General features: G+C 31.4%; 18 protein-coding genes and 1 tRNA gene. 6 read left to right on the forward strand and 13 right to left on the reverse strand.

The features are described from left to right. Positions 1-20: 20 nt before the first annotated feature. On the reverse strand, positions 21-3,206 hold the full coding sequence (locus A5893_RS16755; RefSeq protein WP_068823750.1) for a SusC/RagA family TonB-linked outer membrane protein: 3,186 nt from the start codon (positions 3,204-3,206) through the stop codon (positions 21-23). Positions 3,207-3,524: 318 nt separating this feature from the next. Here A5893_RS16755 and A5893_RS16760 point away from each other — a divergent pair, with 318 nt between their 5' ends. Next, entirely contained in the window at positions 3,525-4,532 is a 1,008-nt protein-coding gene (locus tag A5893_RS16760) for a LacI family DNA-binding transcriptional regulator (protein WP_068823751.1), read from the forward strand. Between the two features lie 3 nt (positions 4,533-4,535). Here the strand turns inward: A5893_RS16760 and A5893_RS16765 are convergent, their stop codons facing one another. From A5893_RS16765 to A5893_RS16780, 3 genes are all read right to left on the reverse strand, one after another. Then, complete coding sequence (locus tag A5893_RS16765; protein ID WP_068823752.1) at positions 4,536-5,303, reverse strand: sensor histidine kinase; 768 nt, start codon at positions 5,301-5,303, stop codon at positions 4,536-4,538. A 617-nt stretch (positions 5,304-5,920) separates the two neighbouring features. Next, on the reverse strand, positions 5,921-6,379 hold the full coding sequence (locus tag A5893_RS16775; RefSeq protein WP_068823754.1) for a hypothetical protein: 459 nt from the start codon (positions 6,377-6,379) through the stop codon (positions 5,921-5,923). Positions 6,380-6,512: 133 nt separating this feature from the next. Then, entirely contained in the window at positions 6,513-6,974 is a 462-nt protein-coding gene (locus A5893_RS16780) for a MaoC family dehydratase (protein ID WP_068823755.1), read from the reverse strand. Positions 6,975-7,161: 187 nt separating this feature from the next. On the opposite strand from A5893_RS16780, the gene A5893_RS16785 reads away from it, so the two are divergent. The 4 genes from A5893_RS16785 to A5893_RS16800 are packed head-to-tail and all read left to right on the forward strand — an operon-like array spanning position 7,162 to position 11,772. Further along, positions 7,162-7,806, forward strand: coding sequence for a TetR/AcrR family transcriptional regulator (locus A5893_RS16785; RefSeq protein WP_068823756.1), 645 nt, complete (start codon positions 7,162-7,164; stop codon positions 7,804-7,806). Continuing rightward, complete coding sequence (locus A5893_RS16790; protein WP_082911478.1) at positions 7,790-9,151, forward strand: TolC family protein; 1,362 nt, start codon at positions 7,790-7,792, stop codon at positions 9,149-9,151. The genes A5893_RS16785 and A5893_RS16790 overlap by 17 nt, the downstream gene beginning before the upstream one ends. A 20-nt stretch (positions 9,152-9,171) precedes the next feature. Further along, the gene (locus A5893_RS16795) at positions 9,172-10,218 is read left to right on the forward strand and encodes an HlyD family secretion protein (protein ID WP_068823757.1); all 1,047 of its coding nucleotides are present in this window, start codon (positions 9,172-9,174) and stop codon (positions 10,216-10,218) included. Between the two features lie 6 nt (positions 10,219-10,224). Beyond that, entirely contained in the window at positions 10,225-11,772 is a 1,548-nt protein-coding gene (locus A5893_RS16800) for a DHA2 family efflux MFS transporter permease subunit (RefSeq protein ID WP_068823758.1), read from the forward strand. A 220-nt stretch (positions 11,773-11,992) separates the two neighbouring features. Here A5893_RS16800 and A5893_RS16805 read toward each other — a convergent pair whose 3' ends face one another. The 9 genes from A5893_RS16805 to A5893_RS16850 form a co-directional block, all read right to left on the reverse strand. Further along, positions 11,993-12,574 carry a carboxymuconolactone decarboxylase family protein gene (locus A5893_RS16805; RefSeq protein ID WP_068823759.1) on the reverse strand — a complete coding sequence of 194 codons (582 nt, stop codon included), beginning with the start codon at positions 12,572-12,574 and terminating at the stop codon, positions 11,993-11,995. Positions 12,575-12,657: 83 nt separating this feature from the next. Beyond that, positions 12,658-13,215, reverse strand: a complete 558-nt coding sequence (locus A5893_RS16810) for a peroxiredoxin (protein WP_068823760.1) — start codon at positions 13,213-13,215, stop codon at positions 12,658-12,660. A 370-nt stretch (positions 13,216-13,585) separates the two neighbouring features. After that, positions 13,586-14,335 carry a hypothetical protein gene (locus tag A5893_RS16820; protein WP_068823762.1) on the reverse strand — a complete coding sequence of 250 codons (750 nt, stop codon included), beginning with the start codon at positions 14,333-14,335 and terminating at the stop codon, positions 13,586-13,588. A 1-nt stretch (position 14,336) separates the two neighbouring features. After that, on the reverse strand, positions 14,337-15,164 hold the full coding sequence (locus A5893_RS16825; protein ID WP_068823763.1) for a glucosaminidase domain-containing protein: 828 nt from the start codon (positions 15,162-15,164) through the stop codon (positions 14,337-14,339). Then, complete coding sequence (locus tag A5893_RS16830; RefSeq protein WP_232456884.1) at positions 15,161-15,814, reverse strand: glucosaminidase domain-containing protein; 654 nt, start codon at positions 15,812-15,814, stop codon at positions 15,161-15,163. The genes A5893_RS16825 and A5893_RS16830 overlap by 4 nt, the downstream gene beginning before the upstream one ends. Before the next feature lie 44 nt (positions 15,815-15,858). Continuing rightward, on the reverse strand, positions 15,859-16,494 hold the full coding sequence (locus A5893_RS16835; RefSeq protein WP_068823765.1) for an O-methyltransferase: 636 nt from the start codon (positions 16,492-16,494) through the stop codon (positions 15,859-15,861). 125 nt (positions 16,495-16,619) lie between these two features. Then, on the reverse strand, positions 16,620-17,204 hold the full coding sequence (locus A5893_RS16840; RefSeq protein WP_068823766.1) for a 50S ribosomal protein L25/general stress protein Ctc: 585 nt from the start codon (positions 17,202-17,204) through the stop codon (positions 16,620-16,622). 18 nt (positions 17,205-17,222) lie between these two features. Beyond that, positions 17,223-18,164 (reverse strand): ribose-phosphate pyrophosphokinase, encoded by a 942-nt coding sequence (locus A5893_RS16845; protein ID WP_068823767.1) that lies wholly within the window; start codon positions 18,162-18,164, stop codon positions 17,223-17,225. 72 nt (positions 18,165-18,236) lie between these two features. After that, positions 18,237-18,307 (reverse strand) — tRNA-Gln (locus tag A5893_RS16850). Between the two features lie 423 nt (positions 18,308-18,730). Here A5893_RS16850 and A5893_RS16855 point away from each other — a divergent pair. Then, a complete protein-coding gene (locus A5893_RS16855; protein ID WP_068823768.1) occupies positions 18,731-21,760 on the forward strand; it encodes a glycosyltransferase family 117 protein in 3,030 nt (1,009 codons plus the stop codon). The last annotated feature ends 148 nt before the right edge of the window (positions 21,761-21,908 follow it).

Raw genomic sequence — 21,908 nt, forward strand, 5'->3', positions numbered from 1 at the left:
TCTTTTAATCTATTTCGTCTTTAAAAATTAACGTTAAGTCCTAAAACAAAAGTTTTACTTTTTGGATAAGCAGAATAATCTACTCCCGGTGTTAATGGATCTTTTCGTCTGGTAGAAACTTCAGGATCAAAACCTGAATAATTTGTAAGTAACAATAAATTATAAGCAGAGCCATAAAATCTTAAATCTTTCATTTTTAATTTAGATGAGATCGCTTTTGGTAAAGTATATCCTAACGTTAAAGTTCCTAATCTTAAAAAAGATGCATCTTCAACCGCCCAGTCACTTAAAACATATTTAGACATGTATGGAGACCAAAGCGTGGTATTTGCATTCATTGCAGTTAATTCAGCAGCATCATTACTTAAAGTACCATCAGATTTTAGGTTTGTCCAACGATTTCCTGATGCCATAATATCAATCATGTTTCTAGAGCTGTACTTACTTGTAGATGTATATTCTATTTTGTTGGCATTATATACATCATTTCCATAACTCCAATTAAAATAAGCACCTAAATCAAAATTAAATACTCTTGAAGTAATGGAAAAACCACCTGTATTTAAAGGGTTTGCATTACCAATAATTGCTCTATCAGATGTATTCACGGTACCTTCTCCTGTTAAATCCTTTAGTTTCATAGATCCTGGTCTAAGTGTTCCGATAACAGAACTTGCATCGGCAACACCAGGTTTTAAAATCCATTTGCTACCATCATAACTAGAAAAATCTGATACTTCGTATCGACCATCACTTTTGTAGCCATAAATTTGACCTACTGCAGAGCCTTCGGCAACTAAATAATCTGTATTAATTTCTGTAGATGCCCAGCCAGATGCCGCAGGATAATTTACTAATCCGCCAAGTGAATTAACTTTGTTTCTGTTAAAGCTGATGTTTGCGTTAACGTTTAAATCAAAATTGGTTTTTCTAATGGCATTCCAGTTTACCGAGAATTCTAAACCTTTGTTTTGCGTTTCTCCAACATTTCGATATTGATTATCATAGCCCGTACCTGCAACTGGGAATAAAATCAATAAATCTTTTGTTTTATTTAAATAGGCTTCTACTGTACCTGTAATTTTAGAGTTAAGTAGAGAAAAGTCTAATCCAATATTTTTGGTAATGGTTGTTTCCCACTTCAAATCAGGATTAGCCATTGTTTTAGAAGGTGCTAAGAAATTAGCAAATCCGTTTGAGTAAACAGGTGTTGTGCCGTTAGGTACTAATAATTGAACAGTTTGGCCTGTTGGGATATTATTGTTCCCTGCAGAACCGTAACTTCCTCTCAATTTTAAATCATCTAACCAAGATTTTGTTTTCTCTAAAAAGTTTTCTGCCGATAATCTCCAAGCTCCAGAAACTGATGGGAAATATCCCCAACGATTACCGTCTGTAAATTTTGAAGATCCATCAGCCCTAAAAGTGGCACTTAAAAGATATTTGCCTTTATAATCATAATTTGCTCTACTGAAATAAGAAAGCAGAATATCATCTGGACTATAAACCTTAGCTGATTTACTTTCTTTAGCTTGTCCAGATAATTTTCTAGTATCCTCAAAGCCAAAACTAGAAGGAAAACCATCTAATTGAGTAACGTATTGATCTTGCTTTCTAATGATATATTCCTGCCCCAATAAAAAATTTAGATTATTGTTTTTACTTAAAAACTTTTTAAAATCGTAATTTAAAGTATTAGTATTTCTTATAATATTTCTAGTGTCATTGGTAAATATTATAGCTGGTAAACCTTGGTATATGGCAGTTTGAACATTGTTATTTACAAAATAGGTAGTTGTGCCATAATAACGATCCTGGTCATTTTTATAACTATCATAACCTATATCAGATCTAAACTTAAGATTTTTTAATACCTCATAAGTTAAGCCTCCGTTTAAGTTGTAAGTTTTTCTTTTTACAAATTGATCATTATCATTGATGGCTTCTAAAGGATTATATAAATTAAAATCTGGATCTGTAAGATCATTATCTGTTAAATCTCCAACAGGAAAAGGAGGATAAATAACAGCATATTTTAATCTGGAATCTGCAGAAGATTTTTCATTTTGCTCATTTGCTCCACCGCCTTCAGTTTGTGCATCGGCATATCTAAAACCAAAATCTAATGTCAGTTTATCATATAATTTATGATTTACCTTAAAATTTAGGTTTTGTCTTTGATAACCAGAGCTCACCATTATTGCTTTATCTTTAACAAAGCTGTGGCTTAAGCTAAATTTAGTTTTCTCGCCACCACCGCTAATATTTAAGTTTTGATTAAAAGTGGTCCCTGTTCTTCCAAACACTATATTTTGCCAATCGTTAGGTACTACGTTTGCATAAAGATCAATATCCTGATAGTTACCAAAATATTTGGTATAATCTTCAGGTTTGTTTGCTAAGAGAGATCTTTCATACTGCCAAGTAGCGTAATCTAAAGGAGTTAATAAATCTAAGGTGTTAGATATGTTTCTGATACCAGTAAATGTATTAAGACTAATAGTAGTTTTACCGTCTTTACTGTTTTTAGTAGTTACCAAAATAACGCCATTTGCACCTCTAGACCCATATATTGCTGTAGAAGATGCATCTTTTAGAATATCTATAGATTCAATATCCTGTGGCGCAATATCCGTAATTGAATTAACAGGAAAACCATCAACAATATAAAGAGGAGAATTATCACCAGTAATTGAGCCACCCCCTCTCACCCTAACAGTTAGTTCTGCGTCTGGAGAGCCTTCAGTAGCAGAAATATTAACACCAGAAACCCTTCCTTGAATAGCTTGTAAAGCAGATGAAACTGGTTGGGCTGCAATTGTTTCTGCACTAACGGAAGATACTGCTCCGGTTAAATCTTTTTTTCTTACAGTACCATATCCAATGGCAACAACTTCGTTTAATAGCTTAGAATCATTCTCTAAAACTATATTCAAAATTTTCTGATCGGCTATTTTAATATTTCTAACCTTAAAACCTATGTAAGTAAATGAAAGCGTTGCACCATTTGCAACGTTAATTTTGTAATTCCCGTTTACATCTGTTTGAGTTCCAGTTTTTGTGCCAACAACTGATACAGATACACCTATTAACGTTTCACCTGTTGTAGCATCTGTAACTTTACCAGTAATAAGTTTAACCTGAGCCAAAGCGGCGCTAATAGCAAGGCCAATTACTAATAAAAAAAGTAAAATTGTTTTTCTCATAATAAGAATTGTTATTAAAATTTAGATAATGCTAAACTAATTCTTGATTTAAAATATTTAGAAAATCACATTCTCCCTTGTAAAAGGATATTTTAAACTCTGTAAAACAGTTGAATATGTTTAAATTATTTAATTGGTTTAAGCAATGTTAACGAGATTTAACTCAATAAAGAAGCATATCAAGCTAAATAACTGTGCAATCGTTGCCGGCATCGTTATCGTTTTGATTTTAGTTTATTTGTTATTCTTTAACTGAAGGATTATTGATTCTAATTACTTATTTTAGCAATCAATGGCAATCTTGAAATTTAATTAAGCATGTTTAAACCAGTTACCATAAAAGATATTGCTAAAGCATTAAATCTTTCTACTTCTACAGTTTCGAGGGCATTAAGGGGAGGGTATGAAATTAGTGAAGAAACCAAGAAAATAGTTCTTGATTATGCCGAAAAAATCAACTTTACTCGTAATCCTATAGCTTTAAGCTTAAAAGAAAGAAGAAGCTATTCTATTGGGATAATCGTATGCGAGGTTGCTAATGTATTTTTTTCACAGGCAATTGATGGGATAGAATCTATTGCTTATAATAAAGGTTATCATGTTGTTATCTCTCAAAGTCATGATCAATATGAAAGAGAAGTAACAAATATTCAACATTTAGCTAATAGGTCTGTTGATGGGATTATTATTTCTTTAGCGGCCGAAACCAAAGATTATTCTCACATAGAAAAATTACATGCTCAAGGATTGCCGATTGTTTTTTTCGATAGAATATTAGAATCAATGAATACGCACAAAGTGACCAGTAATAATACTCAAGGAGCTTTTGATGCAACCGAATACTTAATTAGCAAAGGGGTTAAAAAAATCGCCCATCTTGCTAACGCAAAACAATTGTCCATTACTGAGCAAAGAAAAATTGGTTATTTAAAAGCATTAGAAAAACATGATATTCCATTTGACGAAAATTATGTTAAATATTGCGAACATGGAGGAAGTAAAAAGGGGGAAGTTGATACTGCAATTAAGGAATTATTAGATTTGCAAGTAAAACCTGATGCTATTTTTGTGGCTAGTGATAGACTAAGTATTGGATGTTTAGAGGCGTTAAAAAAATATAATCCTAAAAATGATGTTCTAATAGCTGGTTTCAGTAATTCTGATGTGGTAAATTTATTAAAGCCATCTTTATCTTATGTTAGGCAACCGGCATTTGAAATGGGAAGAATAGCTACTGAAATGTTAATAAACCTTATCGAAAGTAAATACCCTGTTGAGGAGTTTGAGACGAAAATTTTAGATACAACTTTTCATATTAACGAATAAATATTAGTCGGAAAGTGGAAGCATAAACTCACAAGTAGTTCCGCTACCAAAATCAGAATTAATTTTAAATTCGCCGCCAATAGTTTTCATCCTTGATGCCATATTGGTTAAACCTGCAGATTTTTTAGTTCTTTCTACATCAAAGCCTAAACCGTTATCTACTATTTTAATAATTAAAGCTTGTTTTTGTGTCTCGCCGAAAAATGTGATTTCATTAGCATCTGCATATTTAATAATATTTTGAATTGCTTCCTGTACACATCTTAAAATAATGATTTTTTTATTGTTTGATAATTCTAAATCTTGGATAGTTAAATGATTCTTAAGTATAAAAAAACCCGGTTTTTCTAATTTTTTATATTCTAATTCTAAAAGATCGTAAAGGTTGGTATCTTTTGCCCATTCTAGATTTAAGCGATGCGAAAGTTCTCGTACCTCATCTATTGCATTTTGAACCAGTTCTCTGGTATACTTCGTTTTTTCATCTTTTTGGTGAGCAAGTTGCAGTTTTACTAATGATAATAATTGCCCAACGTTATCATGCAAATCCGCACCAGTATCTTTTAAAGTTTGTTCTTTAACCTCTAATTGCGCATTAAGTATATTCCTTTCATTTTCTAGTTTTAGCCTATCTTGCTCTTTTAAATGTTTTATGTATTTTTTTTGATAAGTAAAAAGTAAGATCAACACAAAAACTCCTAAGGCAGCGAAAGCAATGGTTACAAAAATTACAGTTCCTATTAATTCTCCTGTTGTTGAGGTTTGTGACATAAATATCCAACGATATAAAAACTATATAATCCCATTGCCAAGAATTTTATTGTATCTGTTTTATAGTATTTGAGTAACTCGCTTTTTAATTCTACCATATAATTTAAAGCACTTAACAATACGGTGGAAGTTAGGTAAAAAAAGAATATTCCGATAACAATCCAAAAATCTGCTTTGTGGATCAGATTTTCCTCGGGCTTTGTAAAATCAAATAGATTATAGAAATATAACAATGAAAAAACAACTAAATTAAACCCCATTAAACTGCGTGAATAAGAAAGGTACTCGCCATTGTTTTGTATAAAAAAGCGATTAATAAAATAAAAGATAATAAAAAGAATAGTCATATAAATAACTGTTCTTTTGAAATTTACTTTTTCTAATAATTGATAAAATAGAAAAGATATACAGATGGTATCGAAAACCATGAAAATGTTATAAACCCATAAGTTATTTCCAAAATGGAAAATTTTAGAAGTAAACAAAATATTTAAAAATTGAATTAACAAAAAAACAGGAAAGAATTTTAATCCCCTGTTTTTTATGATCTTAATTCTTAAAAATCCTGATAAAACAGCAATGAAATTAATTGCAAAAGCTAGGTAAGAAAGAAACATTTACAGAATTTCTATACCCTTACACTTCCCAGACGGAGGAGGACATATTTCGTAATCATCTTCACCATAACCTTCCTCACCACCAAAAACAAATACCTCTCCATCATTAAGAAATTTGTCATTATTTAATTTAAAATTATCGTTATAAACCATTATGTTTTTTTTGCCAGGTTGAACTATTGTTGGCACTAATATCAAATTTGTTTGATTTTCATACCCAGACCTACATCTGTAATCTTCGATAACGCCAGTACTGCCAAAATAAATTCTTATACCAGTAGCATTTTCATTTGCTTTTAAAAACTCAACCATTTCATCCCTAGAAATCCATACGCTTTCTGTATCATCTTTGAGGCTTCCGTCTACATCTTTTACTCTTCTTTGCAGCAGTTTATATCTTTCTGTCATTGCTTTTAAAGTGGATGCTTTTAATTTCATGCTCTTTCTTTGGTTTTCCATAATTTTAAGTTTTTTCTTTAAAAGTAAAAAATCATGCTGAACAAAAAAATACTTAATATCTGGTATTTTTCATTTAATAAAAAAAGGAAATCTCTCGATTTCCCCTATTTGAAATATGATGTACCTAATATTTCTAATCCTCAAAATGGTACAAGAAAACCACCTCACCTGTAAAGGCAGGTTTTTTTTCGTCTTTTATTTCTAAAGATATGCCAATATTAGCCTTAGTCACGCCTCTTAAATTCACTATTGAAGCAAGTTTCACCTTTAATCTAACCTCGCTATTTACAACCACCGCTTGTGCAAACCTTAAACTTTCTATACCATAGTTTATCTCCATTTTTAAATTTTGAATTTTAACTATCTGCTTCCATAAAAAAGGGATCAACGATAATGTTAAATAACCATGTGCTATAGTTTTTTGAAAAGGACTATCTGTTTTAGCTTTTTCTGGATCGGTATGTATCCATTGATGATCTAGCGTTGCATCTGCAAAAAGATTAATTTGGGCTTGGTCTATTTTGTGCCAATCAGATAAACCCATTTCCTTTCCTAAATGACTTTCAAACTCTGCGTAATTATTAATGATAACCATCGGTTTCTGTTTAATTAAAACCCAAATTTATAAAATATAGTGATAATAAAATCACATCACTTTTTCTTACAAAGTACGTTAAATTAATCAATTGATTAATTTAAAACATTAGAAATCAAAAGGTTGTGAAATATTATTTTAATCTGACATTAATTAATCAATCGATTAATTAATTTTGCTTTTGTAAATGACAGAAGAAAAACAGGATAAGAAAGATCATATACTAGAAGTTGCAGAAAAATTATTTGCAGAATTGGGATATGATGGGGCATCCACCAGGTTAATTGCTCAAGAAGCTGCTGTAAATATGGCAATGCTAAACTATTATTTTGGAGGTAAAGAAGGGCTCTATTTTGCTATTTTTCAAAAGCATGTAAGTGAGCAGAAACTAAGACTGCAAAATCTTAATAACGAAGAGATTTCATCATTTGAAAAATTAGAAAAATGTATTGATAACTATGCTGATAAAATGATGTCGAACTGTGCTTTCCAAAAAATTATCTACAGGGAGATGAGCCTTTCACAAAGGTCAGATATCAATAAAAAGATTATTTCCTTAATCTCACAAAATGCATTAGAAGTAAAAAAGATTATTTCTGAAGGTATAAATAATGGGAGTTTTAATCCTGAGGCTGATTCGGATATGCTAGTGGCGTCATTATTTGGCACTAAAAGCTATTTAATTAATGCTGCTGAAATGTCGTCTTTATTGATTGGTGAAGACGTTACTGATCCTGATGTTATAGAAAAAACAGTTAAACCACGCTTAAAAAATCATATGAAAAAAATGTTTAGTGCTTATCTAATAAATCACAATGGAAATAAAAAATAACTTAAAAAATAATTCATCAATTTATCAAACAGCAAAAATTTTAGGCTTTCTATTGTTGCTAATTGCTACTAATCCTTTAGCATTTTCACAAGAGTTAAAAACACTAAGTATCAATGAGGCGATTTCGTTAGGATTATCAAATAGCAAAACTTTACAATTATCAAGATCTAGAGTAGAAAAAGCCATTTCTGTATATAATCAAACTTTAGATAAAGCTTTGCCATCTATAAAAGCAAATGCAATTTATAACCATGCAGAAATTCCAAACAATGTTCTTGAGATAGGTTCAGGAAACCCAATTACTTTACCAAAAAGAGCAGATGCTATTCTCGGAACCTTTTCTATTGAAGAATTAATTTTTGCAGGAAATAAATTAAAGTACGCCAAAGAAAGCACAGATTTATTAAAAAAGATAGCTGAATTGGATGTTGATAAAAGCAAAGAGGATGTTTCTTTGGCAATTGTTAATTCTTACTTAAGCCTTTACAAGCTGGATAATAGTAAAGTGGTCATCAATCAAAATTTAACAGCCTTAGATACTCAACTAAAACAAACAAATAGATTTTTTGAGCAAGGACTAGTAACTAAAAATGATGTTTTAAGATTGCAACTACAACGTTCTAATGTAGAATTAACAGGTTTAGATATAGATAAGAACAGAAATATTGTTAATTACAATCTTGATATTTTATTAGGCCTTAATGAAAGCACCATTTTAAAAACGGATAATATTAATGTAGCAGATAACCAAAAGATTGCCTTTAAATCTTATTTAGATAGTGCATTAAATAGTAGGGTAGAAATTAAACAAATAGATTACAGAGCTGCTGTAAATGATAAAAATATTCTATCTATAAAAGCGGATAGGTTACCAATATTAGGTGCTGGAGCAAATGCTTATTATTTAAATCCGAATGGAGCATTTATTCCGAGTGGAAATCAATTTGTAACCCCTTTAACAATTGGCGCAACATTATCATGGAATATCAGTAATTTATTTACAAATAAGAACAAAGTTGCCGAAGCCACTTTTGAAAAAAACGAGACTTTAGTTAATAAAAGCATCTTAATAGATAACATTAAATTAGATGTAAATAGAAATTACGAGTCTTATCTACAATCTATAAAAAAAATAGATGTAATTGATGCATCTATAAATCAAGCTCAAGAAAACAATAAAATAGTAGTTTCTAAATATCAAAATAGTATAGCTTCTATTACAGATAGAATAGATGCCGATACGCAGCTATTTCAAGCAAAAATTAATTTAGAAATAGCTAAAGCTGATGCTCAAATAGCCTATTATAATTTATTAAGATCTGCTGGAATTCAATTAAATCGTTAAAAAAACACTCATATATTAAAATGGAAAATAACAACGTACCAAAATCTAAATCAAAAAAAGTAATCCCGATTATATTAGGTGTAATTTTAATAATTGGAGGTTATTTTGGAGTAAAGGAATACATTTATTTTAGCAATCATATTGATACAGATGACGCTCAAATTGATGGGGATATTAGTCCAGTAGTATCTCGGGTAGGAGGATATATAGATTCTATCTATTTTGAGGAAAATCAACATATTGATGCTGGTAAAATCTTAGTTAAATTAGACGATAGAGATTTTAAGATTAAGTTAGAGCAAGCGCAATCCGGCAAACAATCTGCCTTAGCAAATGTAAATGTAAGTGAAAGTGTAGTAAATTCTACAGCTGCAAACATCGCAACAGCTAAAGCAAATGTGGTAGCAGCGCAAGCAAAATCTGATAAGGCTAACAAAGATTTTGCCCGTTACCAAAATCTAATCAAAGATGGTTCTATTACACAACAACAATTTGATCAGGCAAATGCCGAAAAACAAACTGCAAATGCCCAATTACAAGCAATGCAAGCTCAGTATACGGCTGCTCAAAAGCAAGTAAACACTAGCCAATCTCAAGTAAGTGCTGCAAGTTCAAACATTTCTGCAAAAACTGCTGATATAGATTTTGCAAAATTGCAGCTCTCGTATACAAAAATCGTAGCGCCTGCAACAGGGATAATTTCTAATAAGAACATTCAAATTGGTCAACTTATACAGCCTGGCCAATCTTTATTTGCGATTGTAAATGATAATAGTTTGTATGTAAAAGCAAATTTTAAAGAAACTCAGTTAGAAAAATTAAAGGAAGGTCAACTAGTTGATGTTGAAATTGACGCCTATCCAAATGCTGAATTAAAAGGACATATTTATAATTTCTCTCCTGCAACGGGAGCAAAATTTTCTTTACTTCCTCCGGATAATGCTACAGGTAATTATGTAAAAGTTATTCAAAGGGTTCCTGTAAAAATAAAACTAGATAAAAATAAAATCTTTGATAAAATACGTCCTGGAATGAGTGTTAAAGTTTCGGTTCACGTTTCTGAATAATTTACCATGGCAGAAAAAGGTTTAAAAAAGTGGGTAATTACCATCACTGTAATTACTGCTGCACTTTTAGAATTAATAGATACAACTATTGTAAATGTTTCTTTACCTCAAATTCAAGGGAATTTAGGAGCAACATTAGAAGATATTGCTTGGATAACTACGGGTTACGCAGTTGCCAACGTAATTATTTTACCCATGTCGGGCTGGTTAGGAGAAACCTTTGGCAGAAAAAACTATTTTTTATTCTCTATAATTATATTTACGATTGCTTCTTTTTTATGCGGAAATGCAACTTCTTTAGAGCAATTAGTTGCTTTTAGAATATTGCAAGGTTTAGCGGGTGGGGGTTTAATTTCTACCGGACAAGCAATTTTATTAGAGACCTGGCCTCCAGAAGAAGTAGGTATTGCTACCGCAATGTTTGGATTAGGAGCGGTTGTTGGCCCAACTTTAGGTCCAACTATTGGAGGTTACATCACAGAACATTTTTCTTGGCCTTGGATTTTTTACGTGAATATTCCTGTTGGTATTATTGCCGCGTTTGCCGCTTACCTCGTTATTAAAGAGACTCCCAAAACAGCAAAAGGGCGACCTATTGATTGGTGGGGAATTATTTTATTAGCCTTAACTGTTGGTAGTTTACAAACTGTTTTAGAAAAAGGGGAGAGTGAAGACTGGTTTGCTACTTCTTATATATTGATATTATCAGTAGTATCCGTTCTTGGATTTCTATTATTTATATGGAGAGAAAAAAGTATTGAATACCCAATCGTTAATCTAAATATTTTAAAGAAGCGAAGTTTTTCTGTGGGGATGTTCTTTAGTTTTATTTTAGGTTTTGGTTTGTATGGTTCGGTATTTATATTTCCTATTTTCTGTCAAAATTTACTTGGTTTTTCGGCCTTACAAACTGGGGAAATATTTCTTCCCGGCGGAATTGCAACTATTGTTTTAATGCCTTTTATAGGCATAATGCTAAAAAAAGGAGTTCCTGCGCAATTTATGGCTGCTCTTGGAATGTTTCTCTTTTTCATATTCTCTTATATGTTAAGCAAATCTACCTTATCTTCTGGCACCGGAGATTTCTTTTGGCCTTTGATTATTAGAGGTGTTGGAATGGCGTTTTTATTTGTTCCATTAACAACTTTAGCCATACAAGATTTAAGAGGAAAGGAAATTGGACAAGGAACGGGCTTAAACAATATGGGTAGGCAATTAGGAGGTTCTTTTGGTATTGCCGCTTTAACTACTCTAATTCATATAAGAAATGGTGTGCATAGAAGTAATCTTTTAAATAATATTAATGATTATAACTCTGCATTTACCCAAAAATTAGAATTGATTACAAGAAGTTTTGTAGCAAAAGGATATACTTATTTGGACGCCCAGCATGTGGCCATGAAAGCTATTGATGGAATGGTGATGAAGCAAACTTTTCTCTTAACTTATACTGATGCTTATTGGTTAGTTGGATATACAATGTTATTTTCTATACCATTATTGGCTCTTCAAAAATTTAAGAAAAATACAGAAATTCCGGCAGATGTTCATTAAATAAATAAGGCTGCTTTTTTTTAAAAGCAGCCTTATAATTAACAATTAAAACCTATTAAATCCTAAAAGACTGGTTAAATACTTTTAGGGTTGATTAACCTTATTACTAATTTAATAAATAATAATTATAAAAAGCAAATTTAAAGTGAATATTATATGATATATTTTTAATGATTGTCAATTATTGAAAAAATATTAACTTTTAAAAATTTTGTTTGCCTTAATAGATAATTTTACCTGTTGCTGTAACCAATGATGCTATCCTAACAGCGTCAAAAATTCGTTCTTCTTTGGTCTCTAATTTTATTAAAGAATCTTCATGAGCGTTAACACACATCTCGCATCCGTTAACTGCTGAAATTGCCAAACTCATTAACTCAAAAAACTCCTTACTAGTTACCGGCTTCATCATTATTTGCATTCTAATGCGAGCTGGAATTTGAGTATATTTTTCTTTTTGTGTAAAATGACGAAATCTGTAAAAAATATTATTTGATGCTAACAAAGAGGCACATGAAACGGCTTCTGCCAATTCATCTTCTGTTGCACCAAATTTTATGGAGTAATTTTTATAAAAAGAAATTAATATAGCATTTTGATTGTTTGTTGCAACTGACAATCCTAACAATCCACATTCTTTTTCACTTATAAATTCTGATGTTAAAGTGCTATTAAAGTTTAATTTTAAATCTCTCAAATATTTAAAATCAGTAGCGTTTAAAAGTTCTAAAGCTTTATTATTTATATTTTCATTACCAAAAATTGCTAATAATTCTTGGGTTGTTTCTGATATCTTTTCCATTATGTTATTATTAAATTATAAATTTTTTAGACACAAAAAACCCCTTAACGCTCATTAAAAAACAATAAGGGGTTCATACCTAATTAAGCCTCTAAAGCAGAAGTTAAAGTTTCTTCTCCTTTTTCCCAATTACAAGGACATAATTCGTCAGTTTGTAAACCATCTAATACACGTAAAACTTCTTTAACATTTCTTCCTACGTTTAAATCGTTTACACAAACCCATCTGATAATTCCTTGAGGATCAATAATAAAAGTTGCTCTGTAAGCTACTTTTTCACCTGCTACTAAAATACCTAAATCTTCAGCCAAAGATTTTGATGTATCTGCAATCATCGGAAATTTTAAACCTCTTAAATCATCATGATTATTTCTCCAGGCTAAATGAACAAATTCAGAATCTGTAGATGCTCCTAATAAAGTAGTATCCCTATCTCTAAATTCACCATAGTTGTTGTTAAATTCGGCTATCTCTGTTGGGCAAACAAATGTGAAATCCTTTGGCCACCAAAACATTACTGTCCACTTGTTGTCATCGTTAATAAAAGAAGAAGATGAAACATTTTCAAATTCTTTTCCTTTATCTAAACTTACTACCGCGATTTTATCAAAATCTGGAAATTTTTCTCCTATACCAATCATTATTTTAAATTTTAAATGTTTATTTTTATTGTTGACACAAATATAAGGCTAAGCATTTGTTTATAAAAGGATAATGCCTTCATTTAACTCTATTGCCTTATAGACAAAAGCTATTTATAATATAAGTTTGATAGAGCAACCCTTTATTATATAATGAAAAAAAATTTATCTAAGAATCAAGTAATTGGAATAATCGCAATTTGTATTATAGGCAATATAATGTTGTTACTTTCAATTACTGACTTTTTCACAACATCTTTTTTTAAAGGAAAATATTTGCTTTTATATTTTATAATGGCGGGTTCAATGTTTACAACTTACAAAGTGGCTATAAATTATCGTAGAAAAGTTATACAAGAGAAAAATTGATTTATCTAATTTCTATTAGTCTCAAATCTGAAATATCCTGTAGGTTTGGATTCATTTGAAATCGCATGTAGGTAATTTTGATGTATGAAACTAAATCATAATCTTTGGCTTTAACCGCAAAACTATATGACGGGCGATAATTTATCATAAATATTAATAATTTGTCGCCTTTTAATCCTGTCACCCTTTTAACTAATTCCTTATTAAAGATTTGATCTATCAAAGAATTTTGATAGTCACGCTCCATAATTTCCATCAATTTTCTGGCATTTTTACCTTCTCTGCTAAAACTGCTCCAAATAGATTCAATACTTAAACCTGCGCCAGAAGGGCCAACGCTTATCAAATCTTTATTATTACCCAATCTTACCGCTTTATTAAATGATTTTTTGGTTTCTTCGTATTTGGCTTTCGCCGATAGAACCGAGTCTTTAAAAACCACTTCCGGCAAAGGAATGGAAAGTCTTTTCAAATAAATAATCAAAGATGTTTGGCCAGCAAACTTTAAAGTATCACTCTTATATCCTTGTAGTTTACTGATTAAAATGTCTCCAACCTTTGCCTTAATAAAAAATTCTCCCTTAGTATTGTTAAAAACAGACTCGTTGGTATTTAAGTTAGTAATTACGACTCTATTTATCCTAAATCTGGTATCTAGGTCAAAAACAATTCCTCCAACTTGTGCAGTAGTTTGCGAATATGCAGCAAAAGAAAATATCAGAAAGATTAGGGCGCAGATGATCTGTTTCAAATTATTTTTTAATGGTTATTTCTTGTCCTAATTTAATAGTATTATCAACCATATTATTAAGCGCCTTAAGTTCATCAACAGTTAATCCAAAACGTTTTGAAATATTATAAAGTGTATCGCCTTGTTGCACAATATATTTATTGCCAGTAATAACAGTTGGAGCATCTGTTTTACGATCTTTATATTTTTCTTGAGGGATATTTTTATTGATGTCAGAAAGTACCCTATCTTCTCTTTTTATCTTATCAATCTCGCCCTCTCTCTTATCATATTGATGTAAGTCATACTTATTAATAATTCCAATCAACAAATCTGGATATTTTGGGTTTGTTGCATAACCGGCTTGTTTTAAACCTTTTGCCCAGCCCTCATAATCATCTTTATCCAACTCAAATAAAAACGCATAGCGCTTTCTTTTTAAAAATTCCGAATGGTCTTTAAAACTTTCTTCAGGATTTTTGTAAACCCTAAAACAGTCATCTTTTTGATCATCATCCTTATAGTATCCTTTTCCAGCCCAATCACTTGTGCATTTTATACCAAAATGATTATTGGCATATTTAGCCAAATCACTATTTCCAGTTCCAGATTCTAAAAGGGCTTGAGCCAAGGTAATACTAGCCGGGATACCAAACTTATTCATTTCGGTAATTGCAATTGTTTTAAAACGATTGATGTAGGATACAGTATTAAAAGAGGTGTAATTACCACCAGAGGATTTATTAGCGCTTTGCTCTATTTTTTTGTTTTCCTTTTGATAGATTTTCTTTTTAGATGCACAAGAAGTTAATAAGATTATCAGCGAAAGCGATAAAAGTAAATTTTTCATTTAATTTTTAATTTTTGACCAATGCGTAACACGGTAGAATTTAAATTATTTATTGTCTTCAGGCTTTTAACAGTAGTATGATATTTTTTAGATATTTCTCCTAAAGTATCACCCTTTTTCACATTATAAAAAACGCTAACATTTACGGCTTCAATAGGTTCCAAATATTCATCAGGCCGATTATCATATTCATAAAGTTTGTGTTTTTTTATCAATCCAATTACTTGCGAAGCCCATGTTTTGCTAGCAGCATAACCTCCACTTTGAATCCCATAAGCCCAAGAGCGATAATCGTAATCAGTATATTTATCAAACAAAGTTTTAAATTTAGACCTGCTTTGTAGCATGTCTATAAAGTTTAGATAAGAATCTTCAACAATTTCAAAACCTTTATAAGATGAATTAATTTGAGTGTTACTATTGGGGCCTTTTATGCCAAAATGGTTATTTAAATATCTTGCTATTTTGCTGGTTCCACTTGCAGATTCATGAATTGCAACTGCCAATATTATACTCGCAGGTACATGATATTTATTCATTAATTGGATAGAAAAATCTTTATTCTCTTCAATATAATTTTGGGTTACAGATTGAGCAAAACAAAATGATGAGACAAGAAACAATACAATTACAAAACAAAATCTTTTCAATATTTTGATGCTTTTTAAATTTTAAAACTAAATATAAACCTTAATTATTTTTTCCTAATTACAAATATACCGTCTCTAATTGGCAAAATCAGCTTTTCAACTCTGGTGTCATTAGTAACCTTTTGGTTAAAAGTACTAATATTTGATGTATCAGTATCGTTAATGTTTGTTAAAACCTTTCCGCTCCATAAAACATTATCTACTAATATAATTCCTCCACTTTTTAGTTTATCAAAAACTAAATCGTAATAAACGCCATTATTTTTTTTATCAGCATCTATAAAAACCAAATCAAATTCTTCATTTATATCATGAATTAACTCAACAGCGTTTCCAATAAGATAATCAATTTTATGAGCTAAACCTGATTCTAAAAAATATCCTCTAACCTTATCCTCTAGTTCTTCATTTATATCTATCGTGATTATCTTTCCATCATTGGCCAATCCTTCTGCCAAACAAATAGTTGCATAACCTGTAAAAGTCCCAACTTCTAAAATACGTTTTGGGTTAAGCATTTTAGATAACATACACAAAACCCTGCCTTGATAATGACCAGAAATCATTCTTGGCATTAATACCTCTAACTGAGTTTCCCTATCTATTTTTGTTAATAACTCGTTCTCATTTTCACAGGTCGTAGAAAGATAATGATTTAGTTCTTCTGAGATAATTTGCATTCGGCAAAGATAAGGATAGATTTAAAATGAGGGAATGGACATTTAATACGTTTCAAATAAAAACAATCAAAAAAAAAAATCCCCAATGTTATAAACATTAGGGATTCAAAATTTTGTTAATTAAATTATTTTTTAGTGGTTGCAGCTTGTTGTTCTGCTTGTTTTAATGCTCTAGACATGATTACAGAAACAACTGTATCTTCTTTCACGTTAGTTATTGCATAACCTTTTGCTTCTAAATCACGAACTCTAACAGATTTACCTACCGTTAAAGACTCTAATGAAACCTCAACATATTGAGGCATATCCTTAGGAAATGCTTTTACTTTAAGTTTACGTAATTTTTGAACTAATTTACCACCTTCTTTTACACCCGGAGAAGTTCCTGTTAATTTTACAGGTATTTCCATTGTTACTTGTTTATCATCAAATAATTGAAGAAAATCAATGTGAACAATTTTTTCTGTTAGTGGGTGTATTTGAATGTCTTGCATAATTGCGTTAAAAGTTTTACCGCTTACATTAATCTCAGCAAAGTTAACTTCTGCTGTGTAAACTAAATCTTTTAATGCCGGTGCATCTATAGCAAAGTGTATTTGCTCCTTACCACCATAAAGTACTGCTGGCACTTTACCTTCGTAACGCAATTCCTTTGCGTCGCGTTTCCCTACGTTCTCTCTTGGAGAACCGCTAATTGCGATTGATTTCATGTTTGTTTTTATTTATTGTTAAATTTTAAAAAGTTCACTTATTGAAGCATGTTCATTAACGTTAGCAATCGCTTTTGAAAATAAATCTGCAGTTGATAAAACCCTAATCTTTGGGCTATCATGTTTTAATGGTATAGTATTAGTAACAATAAGTTCCGTCAAAGCTGAATTTTCTATTGTTTCATATGCTTTCCCAGATAATACAGCATGCGTACAAACTGCTCTTACGCTATTTGCTCCTTTTTCCATAATTAATCCAGCGGCTTTTGAAAGCGTACCTGCTGTATCAATAATATCATCAATTAAAACTATGTCTTGCCCGGTTACATCACCAATAATAGACATAGATTCTATCTCATTTGCTCTTTTTCTTCTTTTATCACAAATTACAACCTCTGCATTAAAATACTTTGCAAAAGTTCTAGCTCGGTAAGAACCTCCCATATCTGGCGAGGCAATGGTTAAATTTTCAAGTCCTAAACTTTTAATATAAGGAACAAAAATTACCGATGCATCTAAATGATCTACGGGTATATCAAAAAAACCTTGAATTTGCGCAGCATGTAAATCCATAGTCATTATACGATGAATACCAGCGGCTACTAACAAATTGGCTACTAATTTTGCCCCAATTGCTACTCTTGGCTTGTCTTTTCTATCCTGTCTTGCTAAACCAAAATAGGGGATAACTGCAGTAATGTAATGTGCCGAAGCTCTCTTAGCAGCATCGATAAGCATCAAAAGCTCAACCAAATTATCGTTTGGTTGGCAAGTAGATTGAATTATAAAAACATCACAACCACGTATAGATTCATCATAATGTGGTTGAAACTCTCCATCAGAAAACCTGGAAAGAATTACTTTTCCTAAATCTTTTCCATAACACTTGGCAATTTTTTCTGACAGGTCTATTGTGCCTGAGCCTGAAAAAAGTTTTACAGTATTAAAAGTTGAAGGCATTAGCTTTTACTTTTGGAGTAGTTTAAAATGAAAAAATTCGGAAATTAATGCAACTTCCGAATTTTTCTTAAGTTGCCCGACCAGGATTCGAACCTAGACAGACGGTACCAAAAACCGTTGTACTACCATTATACTATCGGGCAATCTTGTCTCAAGAGATATATTTCCTTGAAATGGAATGCAAATATAGGGCATTAAATAAATGATACAAATTTATTTTACATTAAAGTTTAATCTACCAGAATCTTAGGCATGTGATCTCAAGTTTTTTAATTCTTAAAGGTGAGAGAAATCCTAGAAGATTTACACACTTTGTTTAAGAGAAGGTAGAAAAAATCTTTATTAATTTGGGCGTTTTAAAAAACGGACAATTTATCTTTTTGCATCCTAGGAAAGGAAAAAGCAAAGATAGATAGCCTTTTCTGTCATTAAAGGCTATTATTAATAGATAAAAATTATTTAGCCAGATCAACTTCCAAATCTAATCTCGGGTTAATAAATGTTAAAATACCTTTAATTTGATTTCAAATAGTTATTTTCGGCGGTTTAAAGATTATTTTCAGGAAATGACCTATTCAAAAATTAACAACCTTTTTGGTTGGCTAACCTTTTTAATTGCTTCTACGGTTTATATTTTAACATTAGAGCCTACTGCAAGTTACTGGGATTGTGGCGAGTTTATCTCTGCAGCCTATAAACTACAAATTGTTCATCAACCTGGTGCACCTCTATTTTTAATGATTGGTAAAATCTTTAGTTTATTTGCCAGCGATCCTAAAATGATAGCTTATTGTGTAAACATAAGTTCAGCTTTATCAAGTGGCGCAACCATTATGTTTCTTTTTTGGACAATTACGGCTCTAGGTAAAAAGGTAGCTCTTAAATCAGGGGAAATGCCAGATAGCTACCATTTAACTGCAATTATGGGAGCAGGTTTGGTTGGTGCATTGGCTTACGCTTTTTCAGATTCATTTTGGTTTTCTGCGGTAGAAGCAGAGGTTTATGCAATGTCTTCTTTATCAACAGCAGTGGTTTTTTGGGCAATTTTAAAATGGGATGCACATGCAGACGAACCTTTTGCAGATAAGTGGTTGCTTTTTATTGCTTATGTAATGGGTCTTTCTATTGGGGTGCATTTATTAAACTTATTGGCTATTCCTGCAATGGCGGTGGTTTATTATTTTAGAAGAACCAAAACAGCAACTACAAAAGGAATTTTCATTTCATTATTATTAGGGATTGTAATCTTAGGTGTTATCCAGTATGGTATTATTCAATACATGATTAAAATAGCAGCTAACTTTGATTTACTGTTTGTTAATTCTTTTGGATTTGGTTTTGGATCAGGAGTAATATTCTTTGCTTTATTGATGTTAGGCATCACAATTTACCTAACCTATTACTCTATCAAAAAAAATAAGCCTGTTTTAAACATGGCAATGCTTTCTTTTATCTTAATAATTTTTGGTTACAGTTCTTTTGCAATGATAGTAATCAGGGCAAAAGCCAACCCTACATTAAATAACAGTAATCCTCATGATGCGTTTTCTTTTTTAAGTTATTTAAATAGAGAGCAATATGGTGATAGACCTTTAGCTTACGGACAGTATTTTGATTCTAAACCCATAGAAACCGTTACAGGAGCTAATCAATATAGAAAAGGTGAATCTAAATATGAAGTAACAGGGCAAAAGCAATCTTATGAATACGATAGAAATACCTTATTTCCTAGGATGTATAGTGATGACAGTAATCATCCGGCAGTTTATAGAGACTGGATGCAATTAGGACCGCAAGAAAGCCCAACATTTGCCACCAATTTAGGCTGGTTTGCAACCTATCAAATTGGTTTTATGTACATGCGTTATTTTTTATGGGATTTCGCCGGTCGTCAAAATGACAGCCAAGGTATTGGAAATTACACTGACGGAAATTGGATAAGCGGGATTAAGTTTATAGATGCTTTGCGTCTTGGCGATCAATCGGCTTTGCCAGAAAGTGTTTTAAAGAACAAAGCATACAACAGACTTTTCTTTTTACCATTAATATTAGGTTTATTAGGTGCATTTTGGCATTTTAAAAATAGCCAAAAAGATGCGGGCATAGTTGCTTTGCTATTTTTCTTTACGGGCTTAGCAATTGTAATTTATCTAAACCAAACACCTAGCCAACCCAGAGAGAGAGATTACGCATACGTTGGTTCTTTCTATGCTTTTGCGATATGGATCGGTTTAGGCGTTTTTGCTGTAATGGATTGGCTGCGTAAAGTAGTCACGCCTAAAATGGCGGCAGGTATTGCAACTGTAATTTGTTTATTGGCAGCCCCAATTTTAATGGCAAGTCAAGAGTGGGACGATCATGATAGATCTGGAAAATCTACAGCAAGGGATTATGCTAAAAATTATTTAGCTAGCTGCGCCCCGAATGCCATATTGTTTACATACGGTGATAATGATACATATCCACTTTGGTATGTGCAGGAAGTAGAAAATTTTAGACCAGATATTAGGATTGTTAACTTAAGTTTATTTGATACTGATTGGTATATTGATCAATTGAGGAGACCATTCAATGGTTCTGCTCCTTTACCAATTACCATGAAGCCTAATATGTATCAAACAGGTACAAGGGATGTGCTTTTTTATCAAGACTTTAACTTGGAAGGACCTCAAGAATTAAAGGATATCTTCGAATTTATTACTTCAGATAATGCAGAAGCAAAAGTTCAATATCAAAGCGGAAAGTCTGAAAACTTTCTGCCTACCAAAAACTTCAAAATGACTATTAATCCGGCTACAGTTTTATCCACTAAAACCGTTAATCCTGCTAACAGAAGTGAAATAGTACCAGAAATGGATTGGACGTTTAGTGGCAGTTATTTAACAAAAGGACAGTTAGCGATTTTAGATATGTTGGTTCATAACAATTGGGAAAGACCAATTTACTTTGCTTTTACGGTACCAAATAGTAACTTTTTAGGCTTAGATAATTATTTATTTAATGAAGGTTTTGCTTTAAGATTAATCCCTAAAATTAAAGGCAAAATAGAATCATCAGGACCACTTGGAGAAACCGAGGTAGTAAACTCAAGTGAAATGTATAACAACATGATGCATAAATTTGATTGGGGAACTATTAAATCTGCTCCTTATTTAGATCCGGAATCTCAAAAAATGGTATTCTTATCTGTAAATAAGTTTAATGAATTAGCAAAAAATCTAATTCACGAGGGTAAGGTAGATAGTGCTAGAAATGTGATGAAAGAGTGTTTGAAAGTGTTGCCAATAACTACAACATATGACCCAAACTTTGCGCTAAGTAAGTTTGAGATGATATCAAATATGTATGCTTTAGGAATGAAACAACAAGCAACAGATTTATTGAAGCAAAGCGAGAAATTGATTCAACAAGAATTGGATTATCACGCAAGCCTTAATAAAAACAAAGAAAACTTAGCAGGTAGAGATATCCAGTTAAATCTTTTTGTAATGTCTCAATTTGTAGAGATGACCAACAAATATGGAGAGCCAGCTTTGCATAAAGAATTAGAAAGTAAAATGAAGAATTATGAGGCTAAATTCCAAATGGCGAGGTAGTTTGAAATTTAAATATTAATATAATGAAGCACAGTTTTTAAAAGCTGTGCTTTTTTGTTTTAAAGATAAATTCATGGTGGTCAAAAATATTTAATTGGCGTTTTAACACGCTTTACACTAAATCTTTTTTCCTGAAAAAGAAAAAAAG

Origin of the sequence: Pedobacter psychrophilus (assembly GCF_001652725.1) — a bacterium.
Classification (GTDB): Bacteria; Bacteroidota; Bacteroidia; order Sphingobacteriales; family Sphingobacteriaceae; genus Pseudopedobacter; species Pseudopedobacter psychrophilus.